Annotated in this window: 1 protein-coding gene; it reads left to right on the top strand. The window is 37.5% G+C overall.

Features of this window, described 5'->3' with window-relative positions; all coding sequences use genetic code 11:
* Positions 1 to 87: 87 nt before the first annotated feature.
* The gene (locus tag OQX63_RS23245) at positions 88 to 1,299 is read left to right on the top strand and encodes an IS110 family transposase (RefSeq protein ID WP_265853172.1); all 1,212 of its coding nucleotides are present in this window, start codon (positions 88 to 90) and stop codon (positions 1,297 to 1,299) included.
* The last annotated feature ends 57 nt before the right edge of the window (positions 1,300 to 1,356 follow it).

The raw sequence follows: 1,356 nt of genomic DNA, 5'->3' as shown, positions 1-1,356 counted from the left end.
GCTCCTATGTTTACAATGTTTAATTTAGTAAGCATAAAGTGAAAAGGATCGAGAGTAGACCGATGGCAAAATAACTCATGAAGTATATTGACCGATAGATACTACCTCTTTCCTTTTTATCTCTTAGAGTTTGAACAGAATGTAAGGAATTATGTATGTCATGATATCCAGGATATCCAACCAGGAGAAAAAACGAAGGGAGGTTCATCACTTTATATTAAACTTAAAATGATGAAAAAAATATTGAAGGAAGTACTGGGTGTAGATGTTGCACAAAATGAGTTGGTAGTTACCGCCGGCAGGATGTTGGATGATCTGAGTATTGATCTTTATGCCCACAAGGTTTTCAAAAACAACGAGTCTGGTTTTTTAGCCTTATTGGATTGGACAAAAAAACTTTCAAGTGATGAGTTTAAAGTTCGTTTTGTAATGGAAGCTACCGGTGTCTATCATCAAAAATTTGCCTTTTACCTTTATGACCGTGGCCGTGAAGTAACGATTGTTCTACCAAATAAAATAAGTAATTACATTCGGACACTGGAAGACAAAACCATAACAGATAAAAGCTGTTCTGCGGCGATTGCACAGTTTGGGCTGGAAAGAAATCTTGATCAATGGCACAGGCCCAAGAAAGTCTTTCATGTGCTCCAACAACTCACAAGAGAGCGCGATCAGATTGTAAGTGAACGGGTTATGGTAAAGAACCAGATCCATGCGGAAAAGTCTGAAGTGGAGCCGAATGAACGCAGCCTGCAACGGTTCTATGAAAGGATTAAACTGTTGAACAGGCAGGAAAAAGAAATAAAAGCTGATCTGAAAATACTTGTCAACGGTGATGCTAATTTAAACGGAGAAATAAAACGTATCTGTAGTATCACAGGAATTGGGGAACTTACCGCTATCATCGTTTTGGCTGAAACAAATGGGTTCGAGCTGATCAGAAATAAAAAGCAGCTTACAGGCTATGCTGGCTTGAACGTGAAAGAAAAACAATCGGGAACATCAGTAAAAGGAAAGCCGAGAATATCCAAGAAGGGAAACAGGCATCTTAGAAAGGCAATGTATTTACCTGCCCTGGTAGCGGTTAGACATGATAAAAATTTTGCAGAAATCTATCTTCGGATAGTTTCAAAACATGGAATTAAAATGAAAGCACTTGTAGCAGTTCAAAGAAAGCTGTTAGAAATGATATATGTGATTTATAATAGCAAACAGGAATATCAAAAAGAATACTCGGTTTTAAAAGAAAGTAGCGCACTAAACCTAAAGGATCAGCACGCTACACTGGCTAGTTCTTGACCGCCCATGAAACAAAAATAAAATATTTTATTTGCAAATTAACACAGAATCTATCGG

The sequence above is a fragment of the Pedobacter sp. PF22-3 genome (assembly GCF_026239555.1).
GTDB lineage: Bacteria > Bacteroidota > Bacteroidia > Sphingobacteriales > Sphingobacteriaceae > Pedobacter.
This window is presented reverse-complemented; position numbering and strand designations above follow the sequence as displayed.